A 26,463-nucleotide genomic window follows, 5' to 3' on the forward strand; every position below is an offset into this window, starting at 1 on the left:
CGGCGGTTCGGTGGCGCAGGAGCATGGTGAACGTCACTGACCGTTGCCGGTCTCGTCCTCGACGGAAGACAGCGCCGCCTCGATCCGCTCCCGCGCGCCTTCGAGGTGGTGTTCGCAGACCTTCGCCAGCTGCTCGCCCTTCTCCCACAGGGCGAGCGACTGTTCCAGGGACAGCCCGCCCGCTTCGAGCTCGCGGACGACCTCGACGAGCCTGTCGCGGGCCTGTTCGTAGCCGAGTTCGGCGGTCTCGCTCACGCTGTGCTTCCTTCTACCGGACGTCGGTGCTTGCCGATACCCGCGCACACTACCGCGCCGGCCATGGCGTTGTCGTAACCCACGAAGGCGAGAGCGAACTCTTGACCGTCACCCTCCGCGATCGCCGTGACGAGGTTCTCCTGGGCCCGTGCCACCCGTTTGCGGTGCACGGTGCCGTCCGCGAACCACCATCGGGTGCCGACGTGCTCGGCCGTCGCTTCGGAGAGTTTGCGCAGCTGGGCGTCGAGACTCCGCTTCGTCGAAACCGGTGCCGATGAGCCCTCGGCGGAAAAGAGTGCCTCGGCCTGGCATCCCGCGAGCAGCACCGTCCAGCACTCGCCGGCCGCGCGGTCGGTCAGCAACGCGTTCCGCAGCACCTCGGGCGCGTCGGCACGTCTCGCGGCGTCGATGGTCAAAGGCAGGAAACTCGCCGTCAACGCTCCTCCTCCGGCGTACCCGACACGACGGCGCCGAGCGCGCCGTCGACCACGCGGACGCGCAGTTTCGCGCCGTCCGCGACTTCGGAGACGGACCGGAGTACCTGGAGGTTGCCTTCCGCGTCGGTGTACTGCACCACGGCGTAGCCGCGTTCGAGGGTCGCCGCCGGGCCGAGCGCGGTCAGCCGCGCGCGGGCGCTGGCGATCTCCGCCTGGTCCTTCGCGAGCAGGGTGAGCATCGCCCGCCGCCCGCGCTCGCGGTGGATCCCGACGTCGTCCGAGCGCCGCTGGATCGGGCCGAGCGGATCGGCGAGCACGGGACGGCTGCGCATCTGGTTCAGCAGCCTGACCTGGGTGTCCACCCAGCCGTGCAGCGCGCGGCGGCCGCGATCACGCATCTGGTGGACGCGCTGGGTCTCCTCGCGCACGTCGGGCACGATCCGCTTGCTGGCGTCGGTCGGCGTCGAACAGCGGAGATCGGCGACGTGGTCGAGCAGCGGGGTGTCCGGCTCGTGCCCGATGGCGCTGACCACCGGTGTCCCGGCCGCGGACACGGCGCGGCACAGCGCTTCGTCGGAGAACGGCAGCAGGTCTTCCACGCTGCCGCCGCCGCGCGCGATCACGATGACGTCGACGTCCGGGTCACGGTCCAATTTGGACAGTGCCTGGAGGATCTGGGGGACGGCCAGCGAACCCTGCACGGCGGTGTTGATCACCTTGAACGCGACATGCGGCCAGCGGGACTGCGCGTTCACCAGCACGTCGCGTTCGGCGGCGGACGCGCGGCCGGTGATCAGCCCGATTCCCTTGGGCAGGAAAGGGATCTTGCGTTTGCGCTCCGGCGCGAACAGGCCCTCGGCGGCCAGCAGCCGCCGCAGTCGCTCGATCCGGGCGAGCAGTTCGCCGATGCCGACCGCCCGGATCTCGTTGGCGCGCAGGCTCAGCGAACCGCGGTTCATGAAGAACGTCGGCTTCGCGTGCACCACGACGCTCGCGCCCTCGCGCAACGGAGGTTCGATCGTGCGCAGCAAGCCCATCGGGCAGGTCACCGACATCGAGACGTCCGCCGACGGGTCACGCAGCGTCAGGAACGCGGTGTTGGTGCCCTGCCGGGCCGAGATCTGCGTGACCTGACCTTCGACCCAGACCGCGCCGAGCCGGTTGATCCACTCGCCGACCTTGCGGGCGACCGTGCGGACCGGCCACGGGTTTTCGGCGGTGGTGGACGGACCCGCCGCCACGGAGGTGGGTTCGGCGCTCACTGGCCTTCCGCGCTGTCGCCGTCGCCGTCGGCCTTCTTCACGTTCCCGATGCGGCGCGCGAGCATGCCGACGAACGACGGCCTGTCGGCGTTCGCGCGTTCGTAGGCCAGCAGCTCTTCCAGCTGCGCGAGGTCGAACCGGCGCAGGCGGGCGCGCAGCTGCGGCAGGGTGAGCGTGTCGTAGTCGTCCAGCCCGGCTGGCTTCGCATCGACGAGTGCCGCGGAACTGTCGAACTCGCCGTCGGCGTGGTCCTCGGCGAGCGCGCGCTCCTCCTCGGCCCACGGGTCCTCGGTGAGGGCTTCGAGGTCGTGCAGGTGCCCGTTCGTCTCGGCGCGCGGTTCGGGCACCTCGGCGTCTTCCCTCAGCGGGACGACGCACGAGTCGCGTTCGTAGCGGCGTTCGCCGACGTCCGGCGGGAGATCCTCGTCGAAGGTGGCCCAGCTCGGCGTGTCCTCGACCGGGCGAAGGCCCGACAGCGCGTCGTCGCCCTTGATCGCGAGTTCGGTGACGTGCTGCTGCAAACGCATGGAGAACTGGAGCACCTGGCTGACCACCGTGACGGGGAGCCCGGTGAGCTGCTGGGGAAGTTCGCGAACCCGCTCGGCGGTGGTGACGGCGAGGCCCGCGGCGACCCGGAGGGGGAGCGGGAGAGGCTTCATGTGTCTAGCCTGCCGTATTTGGTCCATCCTGCCCAACCGAACGGGTGGGTCGGCTCACCGGACGTGACTCCACGCACATCCTTTCGAGGGGTTCCCTGGTCACCTGAACGTGAGTGCGAGGAGCCCCCGGGGTAGCCCGTACCCTGGGGGTCATGAGTTCTGCGAGTCCCGGAATCACGCCCGCCGGCAGTCCGACGATCACCGAGTCCGGTGTGCCGGCAGGTGGCAAACGTGTCCTGCTCGCCAAGCCACGCGGCTACTGCGCGGGTGTCGACCGCGCGGTCATCGCCGTCGAAAAGGCGCTCGAGCTCTACGGCGCACCGGTGTACGTGCGCAAGGAGATCGTGCACAACCGGCACGTCGTGGAGACCCTGCGCGAACGTGGCGTGATCTTCGTCGACGAAACCTCCGAGGTGCCCGAGGGCGAATTGGTGGTGTTCTCCGCGCACGGCGTCTCGCCCGCGGTGCACGCCGAGGCCGCCGAGCGCAACCTGCGGACCATCGACGCGACCTGTCCGCTCGTGACGAAGGTGCACAAGGAAGTCAACCGGTTCGCGAAGGACGACTACGACATCCTGCTGATCGGTCACGAAGGCCACGAAGAGGTCGAAGGCACGGCCGGCGAGGCGCCCGACAAGGTGCAGCTCGTCGACACCGCCGAAGACGTCGACAAGGTCGAGGTCCGCGATCCGTCGAAGGTCATCTGGCTGTCGCAGACCACCCTTTCGGTGGACGAGACCATGGAGCGCGTCGATCAGCTGCGGGACAAGTTTCCCGGCTTGGCCGACCCGCCCAGCGACGACATCTGCTACGCCACCACGAACCGCCAGGTCGCGGTCAAGGCCATGGCCGCCGAATGCGACCTGGTCCTGGTGGTCGGCTCGACTAACTCATCCAACTCGAAGCGGCTGGTCGAGGTCGCGCTGAAGGCGGGGGCGCGCGCGTCGCACCTGGTCGACTTCGCGCACGAAGTCGACGAAGCGTGGCTCGAAGGCGTCGAGACCGTCGGCGTCACCAGCGGCGCTTCGGTGCCGGAGGTGCTGGTCATGGACCTGCTGGCGTGGCTGGCCGAGCGTGGCTGGGGCAACGTCGACGAGGTCACCACGGCCAACGAGAAGATCGCGTTCGCGCTGCCGCACGAGCTGCGCAAGGCCGGCAAGGCCTGACGCCCGCTACGCGAAAGGGCCGTCCGAGGAGTTCCTCGGGCGGCCCCTTCTTTTGATCGGCTCAAGCGCTGGTCAGCGGCTCAAGTGGTAGCAAAGGTCCCTTGCTTCACCGCTCGTCGTCCCACGGGCGGCGGCGCGGCGGCTGCCCGCCACGGCGTGGGTCGTCCGCGCGCGGCGGACGGCGGCGCGGGGCACCGGGGGCGCTTTCGCCACGGGGGTCGCGACGGCGCGGTTCGCCGTCTTCCGGCGGACGCGGCCGCCGGGGCTGACGTCCCGGGGGAGGCGGTTTGCGGGCGCCGGGTTCGGCGTCGCGGCGGGGGCGGCGCTCGTCGTCGACCGGGCGGCGGCGGGGCGGCGCACCGTCACGCGGCGCGCCGTCTCGCGGAGCACCGCGGCGGGAAGGCGGAGGCGGGGTCTGGCCGGTCCGGGACGCGGGACGGCCACGGCCCGGAGCGGCGGCCGCGGCGGGCCGTGCGGCGGGTTTGCCCTCGTCACGACGTTCCGGTTTGGTACCCGGCTTCACCTTCACCGGAGCGTCGGGGTCGCGCTCGCGGTAGATCCGGAACATGCCGATCGCCAAGGTGACACCGGTGGTGATGGCCATCGTCGGGAAGCCGTTGATCAGCGGCGTGCCGACGTCGAAGGCTCTCGACAGCAGGTCCGTGCCCTTGCTGCCGTCCGAGGTCAGGAGGATGACCCCCGGGACGGTCACGGCGAGGACCAGCGGCGGCTGCACCATCGGGCCGAACAGCCCGCGGCGCTGGACGGCCACCACGGCGGCCACCGCGCCGAGCGCGTAGCACGCCTTGAACAGCAGGCCCAGGTCCTTCTGCATCATCATGTCGACGAAGGCGCCAAGGATGGCGAGCCCGAAGCCCACCAGGACGGCCGCCCACCAGGGCAGCCCTCGCCTGGCGCCGACGAGCGGACGCTCGTCCCAGGCAACGGGGACGTCGTCGGCATCAGGATCGCTCTGGCGATCGCGAATCGCGGTCACAGGCCCCACCGTATATCCAAGCTGCGGGCATACCGCCAACAGGCGGTGTGTCTATCGCCTGGTAGTGGTCATTCCGGACCACCCGGACGGACTGTCGGGTGCTTACCGGAAGTACTACGAGTGAGGGACGGGCAAGGTTGCCGGGCCCGGCGAAATGGAGCCTCCGATTCCGGAAGCCGCAGGTAGTAGAGGTGCGGTTCGCATCCGGCCTCGTGAGTGGTTAGGACGGTTCTAACCGTCCTAACCACTCACGAGGCCGGGCCGCTGCGGGACTGGGCCTTTCCCCGGCTGGCTACTCGACGTGCTTGGTGGACGCTTGAGTGTCACCGCGGGTGAGGGGTGTGTGGGAATAGGGACGTTGCACGTCCCTATTCCCACACACCCCTCTCAGACCACTCACGGCGGGACTGTGTGGATTTCTGGTCGTCCAACGCACCAAAATCCACACAGTGGGCGTCGCACGGTCGCTGACCTGCCCTGACGCTCCTAGCGACACGTCTTGCCATGGGCACCCGCCAGCGCAGCACCGTCCTGACCACTCACGAGGCCGGGAGTTCGTCCGCCTTCCTGATCAGGGGGACCGGCGCGGGGCTGCCCGCGGCGTCGGTCAGCGGCGCGACCGTGCTCCGGAAGCTCTCGAGCGCTTCCAGCTCGCGTCGCCGGGCCGAGATGAAACGCTGCAGGTGGGTGCTCGACAGGTTCAGCGCGTCGACCGCGTTGCCCGCGGCCCGGTGCGCGGCCGCGGCGCCCGCCCGGACCTGCTCGACGTCCTCGACCAGCGCCCGTTCGGTCGCGGCGAACAACGCGGCGGAGGCCAGTACGGCGAACCCCGTCGGCCCGCAGAGGAAGACCCGCCGATCCAGCATCCAGCGCAGCAGCTCCGGGTCGGTGTCCAGCGCGGCGACCACGGCCGCGTCGGACGGGACGAACATGATCGTCCCGTAGATCGCGTCGGCCCAGCGCTGGTAGCCCTTGCCCGCCAGCTCGGCGGCCCGCGACCGGAGCTGCCGGACGTGGACGCGCAGCGCGTCCAGCCGTTCTTCGGGGTCGTCGGTCTCGACGGCCTCGGCCCAGCAGGCCATGCTCGCCTTCGCGTCCACCGGAACGGTCCGGCCGCCGCCGACCCGCAGCACCATGTCCGGTTTCGCGGCGCCGCCGCCCGCCAAGTCCGTCTGCAGCGTGAAGTGCAGCTCCTCGCGGAGCCCGAGCGCGCGTGCGGTCTCCAGGAGCACTTGCTCGCCCAGCTCGCCCCGGCCGCTGATCGAGGCGAACGCGACCTCGTACCGGCGCAGCGCGAGCTGCTGCTGATCGGCTTTCGCCCGCTCGGCCGCGACCTGTTTCGCCGCCGCGTCCGCCCTCCGCATGCCGTCGTTGTACAGCCGCCACAACAGCGCGACGGCCGCGAGCAGCAGCAACGCGAGCACGACGGCCGCGGTGGTGATCACCGTCGCCACCGGTACCTCCCCTCCGGATCCGAGTCGGAGGACATCATGGCGGAACCCACCGACAAAACCGGAACGGCGCGGTCGCGCTCCGTATCTGACCTGCGCCGTCCCCGGCGTGTCGGAAAGCGCAGTGCCGTCAAGGGCGCGCCTCCCCTCTCCGGCCGGTGCGCGGCCCTACCTTGGGCTGCGTGAAGCTCCTGCACACGTCCGACTGGCATATCGGCCGTACCTTCCACGGCGCCGATCTGCTCGCCGAGCAGGAAACCGTGCTCGGCCACCTCGCCGATCTCGTGGCCGCCGAGTCGGTCGACGTCGTGCTCGTGTCCGGGGACATCTACGACCGCGCGGTGCCCTCGGCGGAGGCCGTCCGCGTGGCCACGACCGCGCTGGGCCGGATCCGTCAGGCAGGCGCGGAACTGGTGATGACGCCGGGCAACCACGACTCCGCACCGCGGCTGGGCGCGTTCGCCGAGTTCGCCGCGGCGGGCGGGCTGCACCTGCGCGCCACGATCGACGGGCTCGCCGAGCCGGTGCTGCTGTCCGACGAGCACGGCGAGGTCGCTCTCTACGGGATCCCGTACCTCGAACCGGAGCCCGCGCGGCACGCCCTCGGCGTGCCCGAGGCCCGAGGCCACACCGGCGTCCTCACCGAGGCGATGCGGCGGGTCCGGGCGGATCTCGCCGGGCGACCGGCCGGAACGCGGTCGGTGGTGCTCGCGCACGCCTTCGTCACCGGCGGCGAGCCGACCGAATCCGAGCGGACCATCGCGGTCGGTGGCGTCGAGCAGGTGCCGGGTTCGGTGTTCGACGGTGTCGACTACGTCGCGCTCGGCCACCTGCACGGCCCGCAGACCCTCGCCGAGCACCTGCGCTATTCGGGCAGCCCGCTGGCGTACTCGTTTTCCGAGACGCGCCAACGGAAATCGGTCTGGCTGGTCGAGCTCGGCGCCGACGGGCTCGCCGAGGTCCGGCGGCACGAACTGCCGGTGCCGCGGCACCTCGCGATGCTGCGCGGAGAACTGGCGGATCTCCTGTCGGACCCGGAGCACGACGGCCTCACCGAACACTTCCTCTCCTGCACGGTCACCGACCGGGTCCGCCCGATCGACGCGATGCGCAAGCTGCGCGAGCGGTTTCCGTACGCCGTGCACATGGACTGGCAGCCGGAGGGCGGGCACGACGGCGCCGCGCTGAAGTACGCCGAAGCCGTCCGCGGGCGATCCGACGTCGAGATCACCCGGAGTTTCCTAGAGGACTGCCGCGGGTCCGCGCCGTCGGAAAGCGAGGAACGGTTGGTGCTGGCGGCGCTGGGCGCGGCGGGCAGGGAGCGCGAAGTATGAGGTTGCACCGGTTGGAGGTCGCCGCTTTCGGCCCGTACGCGGGCCGTGAGGTGGTGGACTTCGACGTGCTCGGCGCCGACGGGCTGTTCCTGCTGCACGGTGACACCGGCGCGGGGAAGACGACACTGCTCGACGCGATCGCGTTCGCGTTGTTCGGCACCGTCCCCGGCGCGCGGGGCGAGGTCAAACGGCTGCGCTGCGATCTCGCCGAGCCCGACCAGGTCACCGAGGTCGTCCTGGAACTGACCGTGCAGGGCCAGCGGATGCGGATCGCGCGCAACCCCGAGTACCAGCGTCCGAAGCGCCGTGGCGAAGGGATGACCCTCCAGCAGGCGAAGGCGGTGCTGAGCTGGGTCGGCACCGTACCCGCCGGACACGTCGCCGAGGGCATCACGCGGATCGACGAGGTCGCGCGCACGGTCGAGCGGCTCATCGGCATGACGCACGAGCAGTTCTTCCAGGTGGTGTTGCTGCCGCAGGGCGAATTCGCGCGCTTCCTGCGCGCGAACACGGCCGAGCGCGAGGAACTGCTGGAGCGGCTTTTCGGCACCGAGCGTTTCTCCGACGTCGAGAACTGGTTCGCGAATCTGCGGGCCGAACGCGGCCGCGAGTTGCAGGCGCGGCAGCAGACACTGCGGGAGTGGGTCGCGCGGTTCGCGCAGGTCGCGGGGCAGGAAGCGCCCGAGGAAGGGCAGTCGGAGTGGGTCGGCGAGGTGCTCGCCGAGTCGGCACGGCGCGTCGCCGAAGCACAGGAGCGCGACACGAAGGCCCGCGCAGCGGCCAAGAAGGCTGAAGTGGCCTGGCAGGAGAACCGGGCCACCGCCGAACGGATCCGCCGGGTGCGCACGGCGTACACGCGGCTGTCGGTGATCGCCGAGCAGGCGGACCAGCGCGCGGAGTGGGCGGAAGAGGTCGAGGCGGCTCATCGCGCGGCGGCTGTCGTCGCGGAGGCGGATCTCCTTGACCGCAGACTGGATCAGCTCGCCGAGGCCGAGGCCACCGAAGCGCTCCGGGCTCAGGAAGTGCCGGACGCGGCGGAGAGTCCGGCCGTCGAGCTTCGCGCTCGCGCCGGCGAGCTGCGGGAAGAGGCGGGGGCACTCGCCGAACTCGTGGCGGAAAGCGAGCAGCAGCAACGGGATCTGGTCCGCCGCGAGCAGCTGAACGCCGCCGCCGATAAGGCGAAGAAGCAGGCTGAGGACTTCGCCGCCGAGCTGGGCGCGGCGCCGGAGAAGGTCGCGTCGTTGCGAGCCGAAGCGGCCGCGGCCGCCGAAGCCGAAGCGAAGCTCGACGGCGCCCGCGCTCGTGTCGACGAGCTGACCGCGCTGGCTCGCGACGCCGAAGAGGTACCCAAGACAGGGCAGGCCGTCGAGCGGGCACGCGCTGCGGTCAGCGAAGCCGTTGACGGCCATCAGCAAGCCCGCCAGCACCGGCTGGATCTGCGGGAACGGCGTCTCGAAGGAATGGCGGCCGAACTCGCCGCCGGTCTCCACGCGGGCGAGGACTGCCCGGTCTGCGGGTCGGCGGAACACCCGTCGCCGGCGACGCACACCGGCGGTTTGGTCGATCCGGCGGACGAACGCCGCGCCGAAGCCGCGGAGCAGCAGGCGCACGCGCGGCGTGAGAAGACGACAGCCGCGTTGCAGGAGGCGGAAAACCGCCTGACCATCCTGGTCGAGCGGTTGGGAGAGCACACCGCCGAGACATTGCGGGCCAGGCTCGCCGAAGCGCGCGACCTGGTCGCCACGCTGTCGGAGGCGGCTCGCCGGAAGCCCGCTCTCGAGACGCGGATCCTCGAACTGGAACGGAAGATCGAGCTGCTGACCGAGCAGCACGGGGCGGCCGAACGCCGCGCGGTCGAGGTCGCGACCGAGGTGCGCGGGCTGACCGAGCGGCTGGCCGAGCGCGAACGCCGGTTGGAGGCCGCGCGCGGCGAGTTCGCCGACGTCGCCGCCCGTCGGCGTCATCTGCTCGGCTTCGCGACCCGCCTCGACGCGTTGGCCGAAGCGCGGCTGGCCGTCGGGGGTGCCCGCGAACGCCGTGACGAGCAAGCGAAACTGGTCAAGGAAGCCTTGCGAGCCAAGGGTTTCGCGAACCTCGACGAGATGCGCGCCGCGGCGCGGCCGGACGAGCAGATCACGAAACTGGAAGCCAGCCTCGCCGACGCGAAGGTGATGGAACGGGCCGCCCGCGAGGAACTCGCGCAGCCCGAGTTGTTCGGCATCTCGCCGGAGGACGAGATCGACGTCGCCGCTTCGGCGGACGCGGCGCAGGAGACGCGAGCCGAGGCCGAGCAGGCTTTCGCGGCACTGCGGACGGCGAAGACACGGCACACGGACCTGACCGGGCTGGCCGAGCGGATGACGTCCTTGATGGCGGAACTGGCGCCGGTCGAAGAGGGTTATCTCGAACTGAAGGCGTTGGCCGAGGTGGTCAACGGACGCGGGCAGAACGCGCGGAAGATGTCGCTGCGCTCGTACGTCCTCGCCGCGAGGCTGGAGGAGGTCGCGGTCGCGGCGACGGCTCGCCTGCGGACGATGAGCCAGGGCCGCTATTCCTTCGTGCATTCCGACGCGGCCGGGGCGCGGGGCACCCGCGGCGGGCTCGGCCTCGACGTGCTCGACGACTACTCCGGCACCATCCGGCCCGCGAAGACGCTTTCGGGCGGCGAGTCCTTCCTCGCGTCACTCTCGTTGGCGCTGGGCCTAGCTGACGTCGTCGCCGCCGAAACCGGTGGAGCGCTGCTGGACACGCTGTTCATCGACGAGGGCTTCGGCACGCTGGACGCCGAGACGCTCGACATCGTCATGAACATCCTCGACGAGCTTCGCGCCGGCGGTCGTGTGGTCGGGCTGGTCTCGCACGTCGAGGAGCTGCGGCAGCGGATCCCGACGCGGCTGCGGATCCGGAAGTCGCGTACGGGCTCCTCGGTGGAGATCCACGCCGCCTGACCGGTTCCCTCGTGAGTGGTAAGGACGGTTAGAACCGTCCTTACCACTCACGAGGCGGGTCAGGCGGCTTCGTGCGTCAGCAGCCACTGCTTCGCCGGGACACCCCACCGGAAGTTCCCCACGCCGCCGCCGGTCCGCACCACGCGGTGGCACGGTACGAACAACGCCGCGGCGTTCTTCGCGCACGCCGACGCGGCCGCCCGCACCGCCGCCGGATTCCCCGCCAGCGCCGCGTACTCCGCGTAGCTGACCGGCTCGCCCGCGGGCACCTTCCGCAGGATTTCCCAAGCGTGCTCCCGGAAAGCGCCGGACCGCTGCCGCACCTCGACATCGGCGACCGCGTCCAGGTCGCCGTCGTGGTAGCGGCGGATCGCGGTGCTCACCGGGCCCAGGTCCCGTCGCTGCTTCACTTCGCCGGGGGCCAGTGAAGGCGAGATCAACGGCGTCAGTTCGCCGACGTCAGCGGTCCAGCCCGAGGCGAGGACGGCCCCGTCGCCCGCCACCACCGCGGTGAACGGGCCGATCTCGGTGTCCATTGTGGACCAATACGCGATGCTCATCATTCTCCCTTTTCGGCTCGCCACAGGTACATGGCGGCGTACGAGGACCAGGGCTGCCAGGCCCGTCCGCGTTCGGCCAGTGTCGGTTCGTCGTCCGTGATGCCCAGCGCGGCCGCGCCCCGGCGCAGCGCCGGATCACCGGTCAGCAGGACGTCCGGCGCGCCCAGTACGCGCATCAGGACGTAGTCCGCGGTCCCCGGCCCGATGCCCGGGACAGCCAGCAGTTCCGCCCGCAGCTCCACGGGATCGCGGCCGACGTGGACCGCCACCCCGCCCGCCAGCGCGCGGGCCACCGCGGCCACTCGTTCCGGGCCGTGTTCGGCGACTTGGGCCGCCGTCGGGAACAGCGTGGTCAGCCCGTCCAGTGACTCGTCGCAGCGGGGCAGGCGTTCGCCGAGTTCGTCGGCGAGCGAAGCCGCCTCGGCGGGGGACAGCAGCGCGCGCAGCACGAGCTCGTCGCCGTCGACTGCGCCGGGCACCCGGATGCCGGGGATCGCCTCGACCAGCGGCGCGAGGGCGGGGTCGGCCCCGAGGACCCGCGCGACCGCCTCCGGGTCGGCGTCGAGGTCGAGCAGCCGCCGCACCCTGGCCACCGCGCTGCTCAGGTCGCGCAGGTCGGTGAGCCGCAGGTCACAGCGGACGTGGTCGTCCTTCGCCGTCAGCCACACGACGCCGGGGCCGTGCGCGAGCCGCAGCGTGCGCCCGTACCCGGTCACCCCGGACTCGTCGCGCGTCACGTGCTCGACGCCGGCGACGGCCTGATCGGCCAGGAAGTCCAGCACCCCGTCCGCGTCGAACGGCTTGCGGAACGGCAGGCGCAGGCTCAGGCGGGTGCCGGTCGGCAACTCCTCGGCCTTACGACGGCGCAGGCTCGCGGCGCGAAGCTGCGAAGGTGTCGTCGCGAAGACCTCTCGGATCGTCTCGTTGAACTGGCGGACGCTGGAGAAGCCCGCCGCGAACGCGACGTCGGTCAGCGGGAGCCCGGACATCTCGATCAGCAGGCGCGCCGAGTGCGCCCGGTGGGCCCTCGCCAGCGCCAGCGGTCCGGCGCCGAGTTCCGCGGTGAGGACGCGGCCGAGCTGCCGTTCGGAATAGCCGAGCCGCCGCGCGAGCCCCGGGACGCCGTCGCGTTCGACGGTTCCGTCCGAGATGAGCCGCATCGCCCGTGCGGCGAGGTCGGCCCGGATGTCCCAGTCGGGAGAGCCGGGCACCGCGTCGGGCAGGCAGCGGCGGCAGGCGCGGAAGCCGTTGGCCTGCGCGGCCGCCGACGTCGGGTAGAAGCGGACGTTCTGCTGCTTCGGCGTCGACGCGGGGCAGGACGGGCGGCAGTAGATCCCGGTGGTGGCGACGGCCATGATGAACTGGCCGTCGAACCGGGAATCGCGGGCGGCGACGGCGCGGTAACACCGTTCGGTGTCGCGCCAGACGGCCCGTTCGGCCAGGGTCTGCTCGGTCATGACGTCGATCGTGCCACCAGGTCGGAAGCGTGGCTGGCGGAAATCCGACACGGCGATCAAGGCCTCGGCGGATGGGGCGGTGGGCGGCACGTAGACTTCTGGCCCGTGAGTCTCACCCTCGGCATCGTCGGCCTGCCCAACGTCGGCAAGTCCACCCTGTTCAACGCGCTGACCCGCAACGACGTGCTCGCCGCGAACTACCCGTTCGCGACGATCGAGCCCAACGTCGGTGTCGTCCCGCTGCCGGACCCGCGGCTGGACCAGCTCGCCGAGGTCTTCACCTCCGAGCGGACCGTGCCCGCCGTCGTGTCCTTCGTGGACATCGCGGGCATCGTGAAGGGTGCCTCCGAGGGCGCCGGCCTCGGCAACAAGTTCCTCGCGAACATCCGCGAGGCCAACGCGATCTGCCAGGTCGTCCGTGTTTTCGACGACCCGGACGTGATCCACGTCGACGACCGGGTCGACCCGGGCAGCGACATCGAGACGATCAACACCGAGCTGATCCTCGCCGACCTGCAGACCCTGGAGAAGGCCCTGCCGCGGCTGGAGAAGGAAGCACGGACCAAGAAGGAGAACAAGCCCGCGCTCGACAACGCGGTCAAGGCCAAGGAGATCCTCGACGCCGGCCGGACGCTGTTCCAGGCGCAGAAGGAGGTCGACTTCGAGGCGCTGCGCGAGCTGAGCCTGCTCACCACGAAGCCGTTCCTCTACGTCTTCAACGCCGACGAAGGCATCCTCACCGACGACTCGCGCCGCGAGGAGCTGGCCAAACTGGTCGCCCCGGCCGACGCGGTGTTCCTCGACGCCAAGGTCGAAGCCGAACTGCTCGAACTGGACGACGAGGAATCCGTGCGCGAGCTGCTGGAGTCCGTCGGCCAGCACGAGCCGGGCCTCTACTCGCTCGCGCGCGCCGGTTTCCACACCCTCGGCCTCCAGACGTACCTGACCGCGGGTCCCAAGGAATCGCGTGCCTGGACGATCCCGCAGGGCGCGACCGCCCCGCAGGCCGCGGGTGTCATCCACACCGACTTCGAGCGTGGCTTCATCAAGGCCGAGGTCGTGTCCTTCGCCGACTTGATGGAGCACGGCTCCATGGCCGCCGCCCGGTCCGCGGGCAAGGTGCGCATGGAGGGCAAGGACTACGTCATGGCGGACGGCGACGTGGTGGAGTTCCGGTTCAACGTCTGACGATGGACCGGGACGCTTGTCGCAACAATACCGTTTTCGGTAGAGTTGTGACATGGCTGCCGAGGTCAGGTACCGGGACGTCGTTCGCGAGGTAGCGTTCGACAACTACGGGTATGTGACTACGAAAGCCGCGGTCGAGGCAGGCGTTCCCGCCGTTGAGCTCCCGAAGCTGGCCGCCCGGGGTGGCTTGGAGAACGTCGCTTATGGGCTGTATCGCGTGCCGGACGTTCCTCCCACGAGATACGACCAATTCGCCGAGGCGCTCCTCCGTGTCGGCGACGGCGCGTACCTCCATGGCGAGTCGGTATTGGCACTGTTCGGGCTCGCCGACGTGAACCCCCGGCGGATCCGGGTGGCCGTTCGTCGGCGCGCGCGTCCGAAGCTGCCGGCCTTTGTCGAGCTGACCCAGGTGAGAGGCGATGTGCGGACGACGTACTACGAGGGGCTCGAGTCCCAAACCGTCGCCGAGGCGCTCCTCGAGTGTCGTGGACGTATCGAGGTCGGACGTCTTCTGGCCGCCGCCGAGCAAGCGCGAGTGGAAGGGTTGCTGACGACCGCCGAGTGGCGGGGGCTGAGGAAGGAAATCCGCTCGTGAGGTATTCCGGCGTGCCGACGAGTGTGCGCTCTTTGGAGCAGCGCATCCGCAACCTCGAAGGTGAAGACGGATTGGCCCGCCGTCGCCGGATCAGTATGGCGCTGGTGGTCGTCGGCCAGCTGCTGCCCGAAGGAGCGATCAAAGGCGGTAGCGCGATGGCGTTGCGCTACGGGCGCGAGACGAGGTTCACTCAGGATCTCGACGCCGCGCGAGTCCAGCCGCTCGGCCGGTTTCGCGGCGACTTCGAGGAGTCCCTGGTGAGCGGGTGGGCCGGCTTCACCGGCAGATTGATCGAGAAGGCCGCGCCCCGTCCTCCGGCCGTTCCGACGGCATACGTCATGCAGCCCTTCGAGGTGAAGCTCGATTATCGGGGCAGAGCGTGGTGCACGGTGAAGTTCGAGCTCGGCCACAACGAGATCGGCGACGCCGACGAGCCGGAGTTCCACCTCGCCGAGGACTTGGCCGATCTCTTCACCGAAGTCGGCCTCGAAACGCCTAAGCCGGTGCCGGTGATGCGCGCAGACCACCAGATAGCCCAGAAGCTGCACGCCGTTTCCAGCGAGGGCAACGAGCGTGCGCGCGATCTCGCCGACCTTCAGCTTCTCGAACGACGTGAGAGTCTCGACCTCGACCAGATCGCCGAGACGTGCGTACGGCTCTTCGACTATCGGCGGCAGCAGGCATGGCCGCCGTCCATCGTCGTGGGTGAACGGTGGGACACGCTCTACGCCGAGGCGGCGGAAGGTCTGGATGTGCTGTCGTCGGTCGAAGAGGCGGTCATCTGGGTCAACGACTTCGTGCGGCGTATCGCCGCCGTCTGATCACACGCCGTAGCGTTCCTGGAACATCGTCACGGGCGCCTCGCCGTGCCGCGCCCTGTACGCCGCCACGATCTCGTCCGCCACGTCCTCCCCGGCTTGGAGGCGGACGAGGTACGGAACCGCCCAGTGCAGCTCGGCGGCGTCGAAGTCCTTCTCCCAGAGCGGATCGAGCCGGGTCCGGGACTCGTCGAGCACCTGGGAGAGCGCGACCTGCCCACCCGCGTTCACCGGATGCGGGCCCACCGAGATCGAGACGCGGGAAGCGGTGCCGGCCGGGTGCACGGCCACCTCCATGGGGTGCGGGTGACGCCCGGGTGCCGTGCGGGCGATCACGAGGAACCGGAGGGGGCCGCGTTTCGTCATCTTCATGCGGCCATTCGAGCACGCCGCCACGGACCGAGGATGAACCGCATGACGAGCCCCGCCCTCTCACCGCTCGCCCGTGCCCTGGCGCGCACGGACTTCGCGGAATCCCACTGGTGCGATGCCCAGCGCGACGTGGAGGTCGCCGCAGGGCAGGTCATGACCGGCCTGGCGGTGCTCGTGGACGGCGAGCGGCAGCGTGATCCGGATCCGCCCTGCTCTCGGCCGATCATCGGCAGCCGCGGCCGGCTGGAGGTCTTGTCCCGCGGCTGGGCGTCATGAGCGAGGTCCTCTTCAGCCGCGAGAACCCCTGGATGCCGCGAGTGGTCCGCGCGGACGGCGGGCTCAGGATCGAACTCGGCGCCGGAGCCGACGCCAACCACGACCCTCGCACGTTCGGCTTCCCCGTCTCGGAGGCCCACCTGGCGGTGATCCGCGACGACCTGACCCGGCATTTGCTGCTGTGGAGCGCGATCCTGCCGCTGTGCGAGGCGGCCGGGATCCGGGGTCCGCTCGACGAGTCCGCGGCGGTCGCGCTGCTGGACCCGATCCTTCTCGGGGAGCCGGACGACGGCTCGTCGTTCAAGGTGCGGACGTCGGGCTGCTCGAACGCGGGCAGCTCTTCGACGCGGTGCGCTCGGTGAGCTTCTTGATCTGCTCCGAAGCCGCCGAGAAGGCCGGAAAGCAAGGATGACGATGAGATCACTGACCTTCAGCGACGACAAGGACAACGAGGAGAAGTGGGCCCCGGGCGATCCGCGGTCCGCGCCCGACGCGTTCCGGGAGTTCGTCGGACGGCACCGCGCCGAAGACAACGCGACGTTCTGCATCGAGGACGAGGAGAACGAAGAAGCGCTGCTGCTCATGTTCGACGCCGCCACCATCTGCCGGGTCAAGGGAGCGGAGAACTCGCGGGTCGAGTACCGCCTCGTCACCAACGGTGGCGACTACCGGAGCCAGGTGGCCAACTTCGTCCGCGGCGGTTCGACCGCGCTCGACCGCGGCGGGCCGTGGTGGCCGGACGTCGCCGCCCTCGACCGGGCACGGCTCCGCTTCGTGTTCGACGAGTCGCTGCTCCGGCGGACCCACCCCCGCGAGCTGCGCCGTCGGCTGGAGGTCCTGACCCGCATCGACGGGCGCGAGCCGTCGACGGCCGGCGGGGTCACGCATTTCGGTTTCGGCAACGGCGGAGGCGACACCGTCAACGCCTGGTTCACCGCCGAGGGCCGCGGTCTCGTGGTGACGTTCGACCACACCAGCCCGCTGAACTTCTACGAAGACCCGCAGGCGCAGGCAGCGCTCTACGACGGCGTGCCGGCAGACCTTCTCGCGCTGGTGACCGAAGCGGACACGACGCTCGAAGTCTCGCATCCCGACGGTGGCACCCTCGTGGCCGCGACCGGCGTCTTCACCTTCTCCGGGCCCTGCGCCATGGCGGACGGGCTGGTGTTGTATGTGCAGGAGGCGCGGCTGGGCGTCGAGGACACCGGAGCAGGCTGGCTTCTGGAGGGCTTCCTCGCGCCGGACGAGTTCACCCCGGCCGCGGTCGCCGAAGCCGTCGCGTGGTGGAGTGCCGAGGACATCGCGAGAGGTTTCGCCGCCGCGGGTGAACGGGAGCTGCCCGCGCCGTTCGACCAGGAGACGGTGGATCGCTTCTGCAAGATCTGGGCCGACTCCGGGTACAACGATCGCTGGGACGTGCACTACGTCCTGTTCGACGGCTACTCCGTCGAGGACGCGGGTGAGGACCGGGACGAGCTTCTGAGCTCCATCCGGACGCTCGGCCTCGAACGCGTGGACGCCCCGCCGGGAGCCGCCGACGGTGAGGTGTGGGTCCGCACGGATCCGCGTATCGACGCCGAGCTCGGAAACTGGGCATGAGCACTTCGGGAGGTCGTTCCGTGTACCACCGTTTCGAACCCGAGGTCGCTGGAGGCCTCGGTCCCGGTATCGACTACGACCCACGGCGCGGGGCCGAACCACTCGTCGGCCCGCTGCACTACGAGTTCGCGGGCTGGCTCGGCGACGACATCGTCACGACGAGCGGGTACTGGATCGTCACCGGCAGGCTCGCCGACGCGCTGAGGGAATCGCCGCTCACCGGCTACGAGCTCGGCGAGGTGGTGGTGACCACCGAAGAACAGTTCGACATGTTCTACAGCCACCTCGACCTTCCCCGTGACTGGAAGCGGCTCATCCCCACCGGCACGGAGGAGGGCGGTGAGGACTTCGTGCTCGAAACCGTCGTCGACCTGCTCGTCAGCGACGCAGCGCTCGAACTGTTGCGGCGGTTCACCATCGACGACGCCGACATCTCGCCGGCGGACGAGGAACCGGAGGTCTCCGAAGTCATGCGGAAGTTCCTCGACCTCCAGCGAGCGAAGGGGAGAGCGATGCCGGACGACGCCACCGTCGATCTCATCGGATCGCTGGTCGAAGCCGCGGACCTGCCGGAATCGGTGCACGGCTGGGAATCGCTGGCGATGATCCTGGAGTTCGGCGAAGGGTTTCGCAGTGCGCATGGGTACGCGTACTCGCCCGAAGGTGTCACGCCCGTGGCCTGCAAGTGGTCGAGTATCGAAGCCGCGGTGGACGCGTACCTGGGCGGCCACTACCGGCCTGGCGAAAGGTTGCCGGTGAAGATCCTCGTGCAGTTCGACCGGACGGCCGGGAAGTACGAGGTGACCTTCGAGCACACCGACGAGGACCGCTGGGCCGTGAAGCCGGGGAACTTCCGGGAAATGCGCGAACAGCTACGCCCGAATTTCGGCTGAGGGGACGAGCGAGATGGCACGGAAACGGAAGACCCTTCCCAAGGACTTCGAGGAGATGCTGACCTCGGCCTCGGTGGAGGAACTCAAAGCCGTCTTCGGCAGATGCGAGATCGACGCGCGGGGCGGCTATGCCAAGGGCACCGCCATCGGCTTCCCGGCGTGCCCGGACGAGCTCATCGTCTGGCTGACCGGGCAGGGGCTCGCCGTCGACACCCCGGACGGCTACGGCAAGACACCGCTTCACGCGCGGGCTTCCCGCGGTGCTCCGAAGCAGATTCCCTTGCTGATCTCGCTCGGCGCGGACATCGATGCCGCCGACACCTCCGGGCAAACGCCGCTTCAGTCCGCTGTGGGCAGACTGAGGATCGATGCGGTGCGAGTGCTGATCGAGCACGGGGCCTCGACCGAGGTCGTCGACAGGCGCGGAAACACGTTGTTGATGCGATGCCTGATCAGTACGGAAAACGCCTACCTCCGCGAGTCCGCCGAAATCGCGAAACTGCTGCTCGAACGCGGAGCGGGCATCACGCCCGAAATGCGCCGGAAGGTCGAGCGGATCGGTAGTGGTTTCGAGTTCCACCGCGAGACCTTCAACCGCGACCGCCTCGAAGGGACCGACGCCGCGCTCAGCGAGCTGTACCGGATCTTCGAGGTCGAGCCCGTCGCCCGGCGGTCGAAGCACGACGGGGTTTCGCCGATCGTCGTGCCCGAAGGATCCTGGCAGGAGCGGCACAAAGCACTCTGGGAGCTGTTGGTGCCGTCGAGCGGTGCGGGCGAGACCGTGCAATGCGAGGTCATCCGCGTCACCGGTCGGATCTCCGGCGAGATGTTCCGGAACGGCGGGGCGAACTGGGACCGCGATTATCGTGCGATGGCCGACGCGTTCCCGCTGTTCCTGACGCGGGGTGAGCCTCTCGGCCGGGAAGAACTCCACGAGGCCAAGGAGATCGCCAAGCAGGTCAGGTCGGGTCGCGGCGGGGACGAACAGCTCGATCGCTTGAGCGAACTCGCCGTCGCCTGGGTCGCGAGGAATCCGGCCCCGATCGCCTTGGGCGCGGTGGACTACACACGTTGAGGACGGCCGGGTGGCCCCGATAGGTGCATCGGGGCCACCCGGCGAGGCTCACTTCCGCAGCAGGCTGTACGCCGCCGAACCGATCAGCTCCAGCGAAACCTGAAGCCGCTCAAGGGAAACGTTGTCCTTGATGGTGTCTTCCGGCGTGTGGTACGTCGGCTCCAGCAGCGCCGGACCGGTTTCGCCACGCCAGCTGAAGTTGCCTGAAGCGATCCCGCGTTCGAAGAACGGCACGTGGTCGCTCGAACCGCGCGCCACCGGGCCCTTGACCTGAGGGTCGTAGCCGAGCCGCTTGGCGGCGGCGTTGACGGCCGCGGTCGTGGCGTTGTCGGCGCCGTCGACCGAAAGCAGCCAGTAGGTGACCGCCGGGTCCCAGCTGGTGGCGACCATGTCGTTCTGGAAACAGCCCGCGATCCGCTTCGCTTCCGGGTCGGACAGGTTCTTGACGTAGTGCCGCGAACCGATCAGCCCGTACTCCTCCGAGCCCCACAGCGCGAACCGCAGCGTCTTGTTCGTCGGCAGGTGGCGCAGGACGCGTGCCAGTTCGAGGCAGAGCACGGTGCCGCTGCCGTCGTCGTTGGCGCCGGGGGAGCCGGGGACGCTGTCGTAGTGCGCGGTCACCATGACCACGCCGTCGTCCTTGCCGGGGAACGTGGCGGGCCGCTCGGCGATGACGTTGTACGACGTCAGGTTCTTGTGGTGGGTGGCCGTCGCCTTCACCGTGACCGAACCCTTGGCGAGCCGTTCGCGCAGGCGCTCGACCTGCACCTGGGCCAGGCCGAGCACCGGAATGGTGACCGAGGTGGCGAGCGTCGGCGAGAACGCCGACAGCTTGCGTGCCGGGTCGGCGCCGATCCGGCCGAGCAGCACGGCGTCCGCTCCGCGCTGCGCGGCCGTCAGGTACGCGTCGGCCTTGTTGGTCACGGCGGCGATCAGCACGATCTTGCCGGTCAGATCGTCGGGCAGCGTGCTGCCGTCACCAGCGTCGACGACGACCGCCTCGCGGGTGACGTCCTGCAAGCCTTGCGGCGACGAGCCGGTCTGCCAGCTGTCGCGTCCGATCGACAGGCCGCCGAGGAACTTGTCGGCGATCGGGAACGGCTGCAGCGTGACCTGGTAGCGCAGGTCCCGAAGCACCTTCGCGATGTAGTCCCTGGCTCGCAGTTCGCCTTCGGTGCCGGCGATCCGGGGGCCGATCTTGTCGCTGAGCACCCGCAGGTGCTCCAGTGCCCGCCGCGACCGCACTCGCGCGACCACCGGGTAGTCGCCGAATTCCAGTGACGGCGGGAACTGCGCGCCCGGACGTTGCTGCGTCGCGGCGGCGGCGGTGCCGGGGTTCAGCCCGATCGTCGCCGCGCCCGCCAGTGCCACCGCGCCCGCGAGCACCTCACGTCTGCGCAGACCTGCCATGGAACACCCCTCACTTCTCGAAGAAAACTCGTTCGAGTAGCTAAGAGTCACGAAGCCGCCAAGGCAACCTCCGATCGTCCCCTTTTTCCGGTTCAGCGCACGGCCACCCGGCGGTAGGCGCGGGAGACGGCGACGACACCGGTGACCGCCGCGGCGATCACCCCGCCGATGAGCAGCACGGTCCCGACGAAAGGCCCGAAGTCGCCGATGTCGGCGAGCCGTCCCCAGAACGACCCTTCGAGCAGCGCGCCGACGAGGATGAACACCGGCGCGGCGATGCCGAGGAAGAGGATCCACCGGTACCTGGCGGCCAGGGTCAGCACGAGGATCCCGGTCACGCCGAGGATGAACGGGCCGGGTGGGACGTCCGGGAAACCGGGGACACCCGAAGCGATCTGGATGAGCAGGCCCGCGACGCCGACGAAGAGGAAGAAGGCGTTGGCGACGGCCGCGGTGGAACGGTCCATGATGAACTCCTCGCTGGATTTCAAGACCATTGAAGAGTCCTCCGTGCGGTCGCTCGGGGCGTCGGCCCGGAAGCGGCAATCGGGCCTACGCGGACCTGCGTAGCGGCTTGCCGAGGAACGGGCTGAGCGGCCAGTCCTTCGCGGTGGTCGCGAGCCGGTACGACTCGTCCGCGCACGAGGTCAGGCCTTCCCGGATCACGGAAACCGTCCAGCCCGGCAACGGGTCTTCCGGATGCTCGTCGAGAGCGGCCGACCCTGGGGCTCCACGATCCCGGGCCACTTGAGCGGGTCGTCGCCTGTTCGGAGGAGAAGTCCGCGAAGAAGCGATTCCCCACCCGTGTGTACTCGACGGGTAACTTCGGACGGGTGAAGCCGTTGAGTCCCGACATGTTCGCGCCCGGCTGCCCGTCGAACCTGACCCCGTTCCGGATCGGCGACAAATGGGCGGGTCTGGTCGTGCTGTGCCTGGAAGAAGGGCCGCGCCGGTTCTCCGAACTGCGGGTGCCCTTGCGGGGAGTCACGCCGAAGGTCCTCACGGAGACCCTGAGGGCTCTGGAGCGCGACGGAATGATCACGCGGACGGCGTACGACGAGACGCCGCCGCGGGTGGAGTACGAGCTCACCTCGCTCGGCCGGACGTTGTTCGAGCCGATGGAGGCATGCCGTGAATGGGCGGCGAAGCACCTTCCGGAGCTGGTCGCCGCCCGCGAGGCCTACTCGGGCTGAAGGACTAGCCGAGCAGGCCGAGCACGACGATCGTCAGCAGCGTGATGGCGGCGGCGAACGTGGTCACCCAGGCGCGCTGGGCGGCGGTGATGGAGGCGTTGTTCACGGCGGTTCCCCGGGGGAGAGAAGCGACAGGTCCGCCGGGAACAGCGCGTTGATCAGGCTTCGCGTTACGTGCCGGACGCCGATGTGATCAACATCACTGATCGTGCTGGTGATGCCGATCGCGCGCCGTGTACCAGAGCACTCCGGAAGCGGCCGCCACCATCGCGCCGAACGCCGAGAACCCCACCACGATCGCTTGCGTCATCACTCGTCCTTTCTCGTTGTGTCCCTACTGGGAAGACGTCCGAGAAGCCGGGTCGTGGCGCGATCGTCGCGGACGTCACATGCCGTCGAGTACCCCGTCGATCTGCGACGCGAGCGAGAAATCCTTCTTCGTCAGCCCTCCGGCGGAGTGCGTGCTGAGCCGGAACGTCACCGTCCGCCAGCGGATGTCGATGTCGGGATGGTGGTCGGCCGCCTCCGCCAGTTCGGCCACCTTGTCCACCGCTTCGATGGCCTTGGGGAAGCTCGGCAGCTTCGCCGTCCGCTCGATCGTCACGCCGTCACGGGTCCACCCGGAGAGCTTGGTCACGGCTTCGTCGGCCTGCTGGTCGTTCAAGATTTCCGCCATGACTCCATGGTGGTACGCCGTCGGCTACGCTGCACGTTCGCCCCGGGTCCCCCCTTGAAGAACGCAGGAGGCTAGATGAAACGCGCCCTCCGCACGGTCGTTGCGGCTGGCACGGTGGCCGCCCTCGTCGCGGGCTGCTCGCTCTCCGGGAACACGGGGAACGACCCGCAGGCGCCGGCGACGGTCACGCTCGTGACACACGACTCGTGGCTCGCCCCCCAGGAGGTCCTCGACGCGTTCGAGCGGCAGTCCGGGATCAAGATCTCCGTGCTCAAGCAGGGGGACGCGGGCGCGCTGACCAACAAACTGGTGCTGACCAAGGCGAACCCGATCGGGGACGTCGCGTACGGCATCGACTCGACGTTCGCCTCGCGCGCGCTCACCGAGGGCGTTTTCGAGCAGTACACCAGCCCGGAGGCCGATCGCGGCCCGCAGCGCTACTCCGTCGACCCCGAGCACCGGCTCTCCGCGGTCGACCTCGGCGACGTCTGCGTCAACATCGACACCCGGTACTTCGCGGACAAGGGGATCCCGGAGCCGAAGTCGTTCGCGGACCTGGCCGACGCCAAGTACAAGGACCTGATGGTCGCCGAGAGCCCCGCGACGTCGTCGCCCGGCCTGGCGTTCCTGCTCGGCACCGTCGCCCAGTTCGGCGAGCAGGGCTGGCAGGGGTATTGGACCCAGCTGAAGGCCAACGGTCTCAAGGTGGTCAGCGGCTGGGAAGAGGCCTATTCCAAGGAGTTCTCCGGTTCCTCGGGCAAGGGCCCGCGCCCGATCGTCGTCTCCTACGCCTCTTCGCCCGCCGCCGAGATCGGTGACGACGGCAAGCCGCGTACGAAGGCGCTGCTGGACACCTGCTACCGCCAGGTCGAGTACGCGGGGGTGCTGAAGGGCGGCAAGCAGGTCGAGAAGGCCCGCAAGGTCGTGGACTTCCTGCTGTCCCAGCAGTTCCAGGTGACGGTGGCGAGCAACATGTACGTGTACCCGGCCCGTCAGGGCGTCGAGCTCCCGCAGGGCTGGGCGCAGGCCGCGCCGCAGCCGCAGCAGCCGAAGACGCTCGAACCGGCCAAGATCCAGGCCGGGCGCGAGCAGTGGATCGCGCAGTGGCGCACACTTCTCGAAGGCTGAGCGCGCCCAAGCCGACCTTCCGCGGAGCCGGGCTGGCCGCACTCGCCGTGCTGCCGCTCGGTTTCCTCGTGGTGTTCTTCGCCTGGCCGGTCGCGGCGATCGTCGCGCGCGGATTCGGCTCCGGCGGGGTCGGCACGGCCATCGGTGACCCGCTGACCTGGAAACTCGCCGGGTTCACCGTCGCCAGTGCCGGGGTCTCGACGATCGTGGCGGTGCTGGCGGGCCTGCCGGTCGCGTTCCTGCTCGCGCGGGTGAAACTGCCGGGCGTCGCACTGGTCCGCACGCTCGTGCTGGTGCCGTTCGTGCTGCCGACCGTGGTGGTCGGCCTGGCGTTCCGCGCGCTCTGGCCCGACGGCGGATTGCTGCCGCTGGTGCTGGCCAACGCCTTCTTCAACGTCGCCGTCGTCGCGCGCACGGTCTCCGGGCTGTGGAGCCATCTCGACCCGCGCACCGTGGACGCGGCGCGGGCACTCGGCGCGTCGCCGTGGCGTGCCTTCCGCTCGGTGACGCTGCCCGCGCTCGGGCCGGCCATCGCCTCCTCGGCCGCCGTGGTGTTCCTGTTCTGCGCCACCAGCTTCGGGGTGGTGCTCATCCTCGGCGAGGCGAAGTACCGCACCCTGGAGACCGAGATCTACCTGCGCACGGTCGAGCTGCTCGACCTCTCCGGCGCGGCCGCGTTGTCGCTGGTGCAGTTCGCCGCCGTCGTCGCCGCTCTCGTGGTCGGCGCGCTGGCGAGGCGGCGCCGGGAGAACGCGGTGCGGCTGCGCTCGCGGAGCGAGACCGCGCGGCGGCCGAGGGGCGGCGAGTGGTGGGCGGTCTCCGCCGGGTTCGCGGTGGTCGCGCTCCTGATGACGCCGATCGTGGCGTTGCTGGTCGAGTCCGTGTCCACTGGGTCTGATTCGGACGGTTGGAGCCTCGCCGGGTACGAAGCCCTCGCCGGGCACGGCTCCCGCGGCGCTCTCCAGGTCTCCGGCTGGGACGCGGCGTCGATGTCGCTGCGGACGGCGTTCGACGCGACGATGCTGGCGATGATCGTCGGGGTGCTGGCCTCGGTGGTGCTGGTGGCGTTGCGCCGCACGCCGGGCAGGCTGGCCAAGGGAATGGGCGAGACGATGGACGCCGCGCTGATGCTGCCGCTGGGCGTGTCCGCGGTGACCGTCGGTTTCGGCTATCTCGTCACGCTCGACGCGCTGCCGGGTGACCTGCGGACGTCGCCGCTGCTGGTGCCGCTCGCGCAGGCGCTGGTGATCATCCCGCTGATCGTGCGGATGGTGCTGCCGGTGCTGCGGTCGGTCGACGTCCGGCTGCGGCAGGCCGCGTCGACCCTCGGCGCGAGCCCTGGCCGGGTGTGGCGCGAGATCGATCTCCCGCTGACGGCGCGTTCGCTGGTCGCGGCGGCCGGGTTCGGTTACGTGGTCGCGCTCGGCGAATTCGGCGCGACGAGCTTCCTGGCCAGGCCGGACGCGCCGACGCTGCCGGTCGCCGTGGCGACGCTGATCTCGCGGCCGGGGGAGCTGAACAACCAGATGGCCTACGCGGCCTGCGCGCTGCTCATGATCGTGACCGTGGTGGCGGTGGTGCTGATCGACCGGTTCGGCGCGGTCCGCGGGCAGAATTCGGTAGGGGAGTTCTAGTGTCGCTGTCGGTACGGGATCTGACCGTCCACTATGGATCCTTCGCGGCGGTGAAGGACGCCGGGCTGGACATCGCCGACGGCGAGGTGCTGGCGCTGCTGGGCCCGTCCGGTTCGGGCAAGTCGACGCTGCTGCGGGCGATCACCGGTCTGGAGCCGCTGACGTCGGGCACCGTGCGGTGGGACGGCGAGGACCTCTCCGGTGTCCCGGTGCACCGGCGGGGGTTCGGGCTGGTGTTCCAGGACGGGCAGCTGTTCCCGCACAAGGACGTCGCCGCCAACATCGCGTTCGGGCTGCGGATGCACGACGTGCCTCGCGCCGAACACGCCGGACGGATCCGGGCGCTGCTCGATCTCGTCGGGCTGGCCGGTTACGAGCGGCGGAGGGTGACCGAGCTGTCCGGCGGGCAGGCGCAGCGGGTGGCGCTGGCCCGCGCGCTGGCGCCGGAACCGCGGTTGCTGCTGCTCGACGAGCCGCTGTCCGGTCTGGACGCCGGGCTGCGGGAACAACTGGCGATCGACCTCGCGGCCCTGTTGCGGCGCAGCAAGATCACCGCGCTGCTGGTCACGCACGATCAGGAGGAGGCGTTCACGCTCGCCGACCGGGTCGCCGTGCTCGACGACGGCGAGATCCGGCAGGAGGGTGCGGTGCGCCGCGTCTGGCGGCAGCCGGTGGACGAGGACGTGGCGCGTTTCCTCGGCGTGACCACCTTCATCGACGGCGAGGCGTCGGGCGGGACGGTGCGGACCGTGCTCGGCGACGTCACATTGCCCGACGTCGAGGACGGCGCGGTGCGCCTGGGCCTGAGGCCGCACGGTCTGCGGGTCGCCCCGGAAGGTGCCGAGGGCGAGGTCGTCGCCGTGGTGCACCGGCGGGAGCACGTGCGGCTCGTGGTCGCCCCCGGCGGCGATCTGTCCACTGTGGACGCGGTCGCGCCGGTCACCGCCGATCTGCGCCCCGGTGACACCGTGCGGCTCGCCCTTGACCCGGACGGCGTCGCCCGGCTCCCGCAATTCGGCACCTGATTGCGATGCTTCGCCCACCCGAACAACGCAATTCGGCACCTGGTTGCGGTGGTTC

At 70.1% G+C, this 26,463-nt stretch carries 28 protein-coding genes; 15 read left to right on the top strand and 13 right to left on the bottom strand.

The window, feature by feature from the left end:
- Positions 1–33 precede the first annotated feature (33 nt).
- Genes CVV72_RS35380 through CVV72_RS35395 form a run of 4 tightly spaced genes read right to left on the bottom strand, consistent with a single transcriptional unit; the run spans position 34 to position 2,613 of the window.
- Positions 34–255 carry an exodeoxyribonuclease VII small subunit gene (locus CVV72_RS35380; RefSeq protein ID WP_125674025.1) on the bottom strand — a complete coding sequence of 74 codons (222 nt, stop codon included), beginning with the start codon at positions 253–255 and terminating at the stop codon, positions 34–36.
- The gene (locus CVV72_RS35385; RefSeq protein ID WP_219148456.1) at positions 252–692 is read right to left on the bottom strand and encodes a hypothetical protein; all 441 of its coding nucleotides are present in this window, start codon (positions 690–692) and stop codon (positions 252–254) included. Before CVV72_RS35385 ends, CVV72_RS35380 begins: the two co-directional genes overlap by 4 nt.
- Positions 689–1,954, bottom strand: coding sequence for an exodeoxyribonuclease VII large subunit (xseA, locus tag CVV72_RS35390; protein WP_219148458.1), 1,266 nt, complete (start codon positions 1,952–1,954; stop codon positions 689–691). Before xseA ends, CVV72_RS35385 begins: the two co-directional genes overlap by 4 nt.
- On the bottom strand, positions 1,951–2,613 hold the full coding sequence (locus CVV72_RS35395) for a lipid droplet-associated protein (RefSeq protein WP_219148461.1): 663 nt from the start codon (positions 2,611–2,613) through the stop codon (positions 1,951–1,953). Before CVV72_RS35395 ends, xseA begins: the two co-directional genes overlap by 4 nt.
- A 152-nt stretch (positions 2,614–2,765) precedes the next feature.
- On the opposite strand from CVV72_RS35395, the gene CVV72_RS35400 reads away from it, so the two are divergent.
- Entirely contained in the window at positions 2,766–3,779 is a 1,014-nt protein-coding gene (locus CVV72_RS35400; protein WP_181776608.1) for a 4-hydroxy-3-methylbut-2-enyl diphosphate reductase, read from the top strand.
- A gap of 106 nt (positions 3,780–3,885) precedes the next feature.
- Here CVV72_RS35400 and CVV72_RS35405 read toward each other — a convergent pair whose 3' ends face one another.
- Positions 3,886–4,776, bottom strand: a complete 891-nt coding sequence (locus CVV72_RS35405; RefSeq protein WP_219148463.1) for a DUF6542 domain-containing protein — start codon at positions 4,774–4,776, stop codon at positions 3,886–3,888.
- A 539-nt stretch (positions 4,777–5,315) separates the two neighbouring features.
- Positions 5,316–6,230 carry a DNA recombination protein RmuC gene (gene rmuC / locus CVV72_RS35410; protein ID WP_219148465.1) on the bottom strand — a complete coding sequence of 305 codons (915 nt, stop codon included), beginning with the start codon at positions 6,228–6,230 and terminating at the stop codon, positions 5,316–5,318.
- A gap of 179 nt (positions 6,231–6,409) precedes the next feature.
- On the opposite strand from rmuC, the gene CVV72_RS35415 reads away from it, so the two are divergent.
- Both CVV72_RS35415 and CVV72_RS35420 read left to right on the top strand, forming a co-directional pair.
- Positions 6,410–7,561, top strand: a complete 1,152-nt coding sequence (locus tag CVV72_RS35415; RefSeq protein WP_219148467.1) for an exonuclease SbcCD subunit D — start codon at positions 6,410–6,412, stop codon at positions 7,559–7,561.
- Complete coding sequence (locus CVV72_RS35420) at positions 7,558–10,509, top strand: AAA family ATPase (RefSeq protein WP_219148469.1); 2,952 nt, start codon at positions 7,558–7,560, stop codon at positions 10,507–10,509. Before CVV72_RS35415 ends, CVV72_RS35420 begins: the two co-directional genes overlap by 4 nt.
- A gap of 59 nt (positions 10,510–10,568) precedes the next feature.
- Here CVV72_RS35420 and CVV72_RS35425 read toward each other — a convergent pair whose 3' ends face one another.
- Positions 10,569–11,069, bottom strand: a complete 501-nt coding sequence (locus CVV72_RS35425) for a methylated-DNA--[protein]-cysteine S-methyltransferase (protein ID WP_219148471.1) — start codon at positions 11,067–11,069, stop codon at positions 10,569–10,571.
- Positions 11,069–12,526 carry a DNA-3-methyladenine glycosylase 2 family protein gene (locus CVV72_RS35430; protein ID WP_219148473.1) on the bottom strand — a complete coding sequence of 486 codons (1,458 nt, stop codon included), beginning with the start codon at positions 12,524–12,526 and terminating at the stop codon, positions 11,069–11,071. The genes CVV72_RS35425 and CVV72_RS35430 overlap by 1 nt, the downstream gene beginning before the upstream one ends.
- Before the next feature lie 105 nt (positions 12,527–12,631).
- Between CVV72_RS35430 and ychF the strand changes: the two genes are divergently transcribed.
- From ychF to CVV72_RS35445, 3 genes are read left to right on the top strand one after another with little or no spacing between them, the layout of a single operon-like run.
- A complete protein-coding gene (gene ychF, locus CVV72_RS35435; RefSeq protein WP_219148475.1) occupies positions 12,632–13,714 on the top strand; it encodes a redox-regulated ATPase YchF in 1,083 nt (360 codons plus the stop codon).
- Positions 13,715–13,766: 52 nt separating this feature from the next.
- Positions 13,767–14,309, top strand: coding sequence for a hypothetical protein (locus CVV72_RS35440; RefSeq protein WP_219148478.1), 543 nt, complete (start codon positions 13,767–13,769; stop codon positions 14,307–14,309).
- Positions 14,306–15,130: a nucleotidyl transferase AbiEii/AbiGii toxin family protein gene (locus CVV72_RS35445; protein WP_219148480.1), complete on the top strand. Its 825-nt coding sequence runs from the start codon at positions 14,306–14,308 to the stop codon at positions 15,128–15,130. The genes CVV72_RS35440 and CVV72_RS35445 overlap by 4 nt, the downstream gene beginning before the upstream one ends.
- Here the strand turns inward: CVV72_RS35445 and CVV72_RS35450 are convergent, their stop codons facing one another.
- Complete coding sequence (locus tag CVV72_RS35450) at positions 15,131–15,499, bottom strand: hypothetical protein (protein ID WP_219148482.1); 369 nt, start codon at positions 15,497–15,499, stop codon at positions 15,131–15,133. It lies immediately after the preceding gene.
- Between the two features lie 42 nt (positions 15,500–15,541).
- On the opposite strand from CVV72_RS35450, the gene CVV72_RS35455 reads away from it, so the two are divergent.
- From CVV72_RS35455 to CVV72_RS35475, 5 genes are read left to right on the top strand one after another with little or no spacing between them, the layout of a single operon-like run.
- Positions 15,542–15,775 carry a hypothetical protein gene (locus CVV72_RS35455; RefSeq protein ID WP_219148484.1) on the top strand — a complete coding sequence of 78 codons (234 nt, stop codon included), beginning with the start codon at positions 15,542–15,544 and terminating at the stop codon, positions 15,773–15,775.
- Positions 15,772–16,137: a DUF6357 family protein gene (locus CVV72_RS35460; RefSeq protein ID WP_219148486.1), complete on the top strand. Its 366-nt coding sequence runs from the start codon at positions 15,772–15,774 to the stop codon at positions 16,135–16,137. Before CVV72_RS35455 ends, CVV72_RS35460 begins: the two co-directional genes overlap by 4 nt.
- A gap of 52 nt (positions 16,138–16,189) precedes the next feature.
- Entirely contained in the window at positions 16,190–17,374 is a 1,185-nt protein-coding gene (locus CVV72_RS35465) for a DUF6357 family protein (RefSeq protein ID WP_255632367.1), read from the top strand.
- Positions 17,371–18,267 carry a hypothetical protein gene (locus tag CVV72_RS35470; protein WP_219148490.1) on the top strand — a complete coding sequence of 299 codons (897 nt, stop codon included), beginning with the start codon at positions 17,371–17,373 and terminating at the stop codon, positions 18,265–18,267. Before CVV72_RS35465 ends, CVV72_RS35470 begins: the two co-directional genes overlap by 4 nt.
- 13 nt (positions 18,268–18,280) lie before the next feature.
- Positions 18,281–19,342, top strand: coding sequence for an ankyrin repeat domain-containing protein (locus tag CVV72_RS35475; protein WP_219148492.1), 1,062 nt, complete (start codon positions 18,281–18,283; stop codon positions 19,340–19,342).
- 48 nt (positions 19,343–19,390) lie between these two features.
- Here the strand turns inward: CVV72_RS35475 and CVV72_RS35480 are convergent, their stop codons facing one another.
- The 3 genes from CVV72_RS35480 to CVV72_RS35490 all read right to left on the bottom strand — a co-directional run bounded on the left by CVV72_RS35480 (position 19,391) and on the right by CVV72_RS35490 (position 21,499).
- On the bottom strand, positions 19,391–20,752 hold the full coding sequence (locus tag CVV72_RS35480) for a M20/M25/M40 family metallo-hydrolase (RefSeq protein WP_219148494.1): 1,362 nt from the start codon (positions 20,750–20,752) through the stop codon (positions 19,391–19,393).
- A 92-nt stretch (positions 20,753–20,844) separates the two neighbouring features.
- Positions 20,845–21,219: a hypothetical protein gene (locus CVV72_RS35485; protein WP_219148496.1), complete on the bottom strand. Its 375-nt coding sequence runs from the start codon at positions 21,217–21,219 to the stop codon at positions 20,845–20,847.
- 85 nt (positions 21,220–21,304) lie between these two features.
- On the bottom strand, positions 21,305–21,499 hold the full coding sequence (locus tag CVV72_RS35490; protein WP_219148498.1) for a hypothetical protein: 195 nt from the start codon (positions 21,497–21,499) through the stop codon (positions 21,305–21,307).
- 107 nt (positions 21,500–21,606) lie between these two features.
- On the opposite strand from CVV72_RS35490, the gene CVV72_RS35495 reads away from it, so the two are divergent.
- Positions 21,607–21,945, top strand: a complete 339-nt coding sequence (locus tag CVV72_RS35495; protein ID WP_063277672.1) for a helix-turn-helix domain-containing protein — start codon at positions 21,607–21,609, stop codon at positions 21,943–21,945.
- A gap of 385 nt (positions 21,946–22,330) precedes the next feature.
- Here the strand turns inward: CVV72_RS35495 and CVV72_RS35500 are convergent, their stop codons facing one another.
- On the bottom strand, positions 22,331–22,621 hold the full coding sequence (locus tag CVV72_RS35500; RefSeq protein ID WP_219148500.1) for a 4a-hydroxytetrahydrobiopterin dehydratase: 291 nt from the start codon (positions 22,619–22,621) through the stop codon (positions 22,331–22,333).
- Between the two features lie 75 nt (positions 22,622–22,696).
- On the opposite strand from CVV72_RS35500, the gene CVV72_RS35505 reads away from it, so the two are divergent.
- Genes CVV72_RS35505 through CVV72_RS35515 form a run of 3 tightly spaced genes read left to right on the top strand, consistent with a single transcriptional unit; the run spans position 22,697 to position 26,408 of the window.
- Positions 22,697–23,749 (top strand): thiamine ABC transporter substrate binding subunit, encoded by a 1,053-nt coding sequence (locus CVV72_RS35505; protein WP_219148502.1) that lies wholly within the window; start codon positions 22,697–22,699, stop codon positions 23,747–23,749.
- Positions 23,725–25,383, top strand: coding sequence for an ABC transporter permease (locus CVV72_RS35510; protein ID WP_370641845.1), 1,659 nt, complete (start codon positions 23,725–23,727; stop codon positions 25,381–25,383). The genes CVV72_RS35505 and CVV72_RS35510 overlap by 25 nt, the downstream gene beginning before the upstream one ends.
- The gene (locus CVV72_RS35515; protein WP_219148503.1) at positions 25,383–26,408 is read left to right on the top strand and encodes an ABC transporter ATP-binding protein; all 1,026 of its coding nucleotides are present in this window, start codon (positions 25,383–25,385) and stop codon (positions 26,406–26,408) included. Before CVV72_RS35510 ends, CVV72_RS35515 begins: the two co-directional genes overlap by 1 nt.
- Positions 26,409–26,463 lie beyond the last annotated feature (55 nt).

It is taken from the genome of Amycolatopsis sp. TNS106 (assembly GCF_019330265.1).
In the GTDB taxonomy this organism is placed as follows: Bacteria; Actinomycetota; Actinomycetes; order Mycobacteriales; family Pseudonocardiaceae; genus Amycolatopsis; species Amycolatopsis lurida.

Coding starts and splice junctions, on each gene's coding strand:
- CVV72_RS35395 (WP_219148461.1), bottom strand. CDS start 2,613: ATGAAGCCTCTCCCGCTCCCCCTCCGGGTCGCCGCGGGCCTCGCCGTC.
- CVV72_RS35400 (WP_181776608.1), top strand. CDS start 2,766: ATGAGTTCTGCGAGTCCCGGAATCACGCCCGCCGGCAGTCCGACGATC.
- CVV72_RS35420 (WP_219148469.1), top strand. CDS start 7,558: ATGAGGTTGCACCGGTTGGAGGTCGCCGCTTTCGGCCCGTACGCGGGC.
- CVV72_RS35425 (WP_219148471.1), bottom strand. CDS start 11,069: ATGAGCATCGCGTATTGGTCCACAATGGACACCGAGATCGGCCCGTTC.
- CVV72_RS35430 (WP_219148473.1), bottom strand. CDS start 12,526: ATGACCGAGCAGACCCTGGCCGAACGGGCCGTCTGGCGCGACACCGAA.
- CVV72_RS35440 (WP_219148478.1), top strand. CDS start 13,767: ATGGCTGCCGAGGTCAGGTACCGGGACGTCGTTCGCGAGGTAGCGTTC.
- CVV72_RS35450 (WP_219148482.1), bottom strand. CDS start 15,499: ATGAAGATGACGAAACGCGGCCCCCTCCGGTTCCTCGTGATCGCCCGC.
- CVV72_RS35455 (WP_219148484.1), top strand. CDS start 15,542: ATGACGAGCCCCGCCCTCTCACCGCTCGCCCGTGCCCTGGCGCGCACG.
- CVV72_RS35460 (WP_219148486.1), top strand. CDS start 15,772: ATGAGCGAGGTCCTCTTCAGCCGCGAGAACCCCTGGATGCCGCGAGTG.
- CVV72_RS35465 (WP_255632367.1), top strand. CDS start 16,190: ATGAGATCACTGACCTTCAGCGACGACAAGGACAACGAGGAGAAGTGG.
- CVV72_RS35470 (WP_219148490.1), top strand. CDS start 17,371: ATGAGCACTTCGGGAGGTCGTTCCGTGTACCACCGTTTCGAACCCGAG.
- CVV72_RS35475 (WP_219148492.1), top strand. CDS start 18,281: ATGGCACGGAAACGGAAGACCCTTCCCAAGGACTTCGAGGAGATGCTG.
- CVV72_RS35480 (WP_219148494.1), bottom strand. CDS start 20,752: ATGGCAGGTCTGCGCAGACGTGAGGTGCTCGCGGGCGCGGTGGCACTG.
- CVV72_RS35485 (WP_219148496.1), bottom strand. CDS start 21,219: ATGGACCGTTCCACCGCGGCCGTCGCCAACGCCTTCTTCCTCTTCGTC.
- CVV72_RS35495 (WP_063277672.1), top strand. CDS start 21,607: ATGTTCGCGCCCGGCTGCCCGTCGAACCTGACCCCGTTCCGGATCGGC.
- CVV72_RS35500 (WP_219148500.1), bottom strand. CDS start 22,621: ATGGCGGAAATCTTGAACGACCAGCAGGCCGACGAAGCCGTGACCAAG.
- CVV72_RS35505 (WP_219148502.1), top strand. CDS start 22,697: ATGAAACGCGCCCTCCGCACGGTCGTTGCGGCTGGCACGGTGGCCGCC.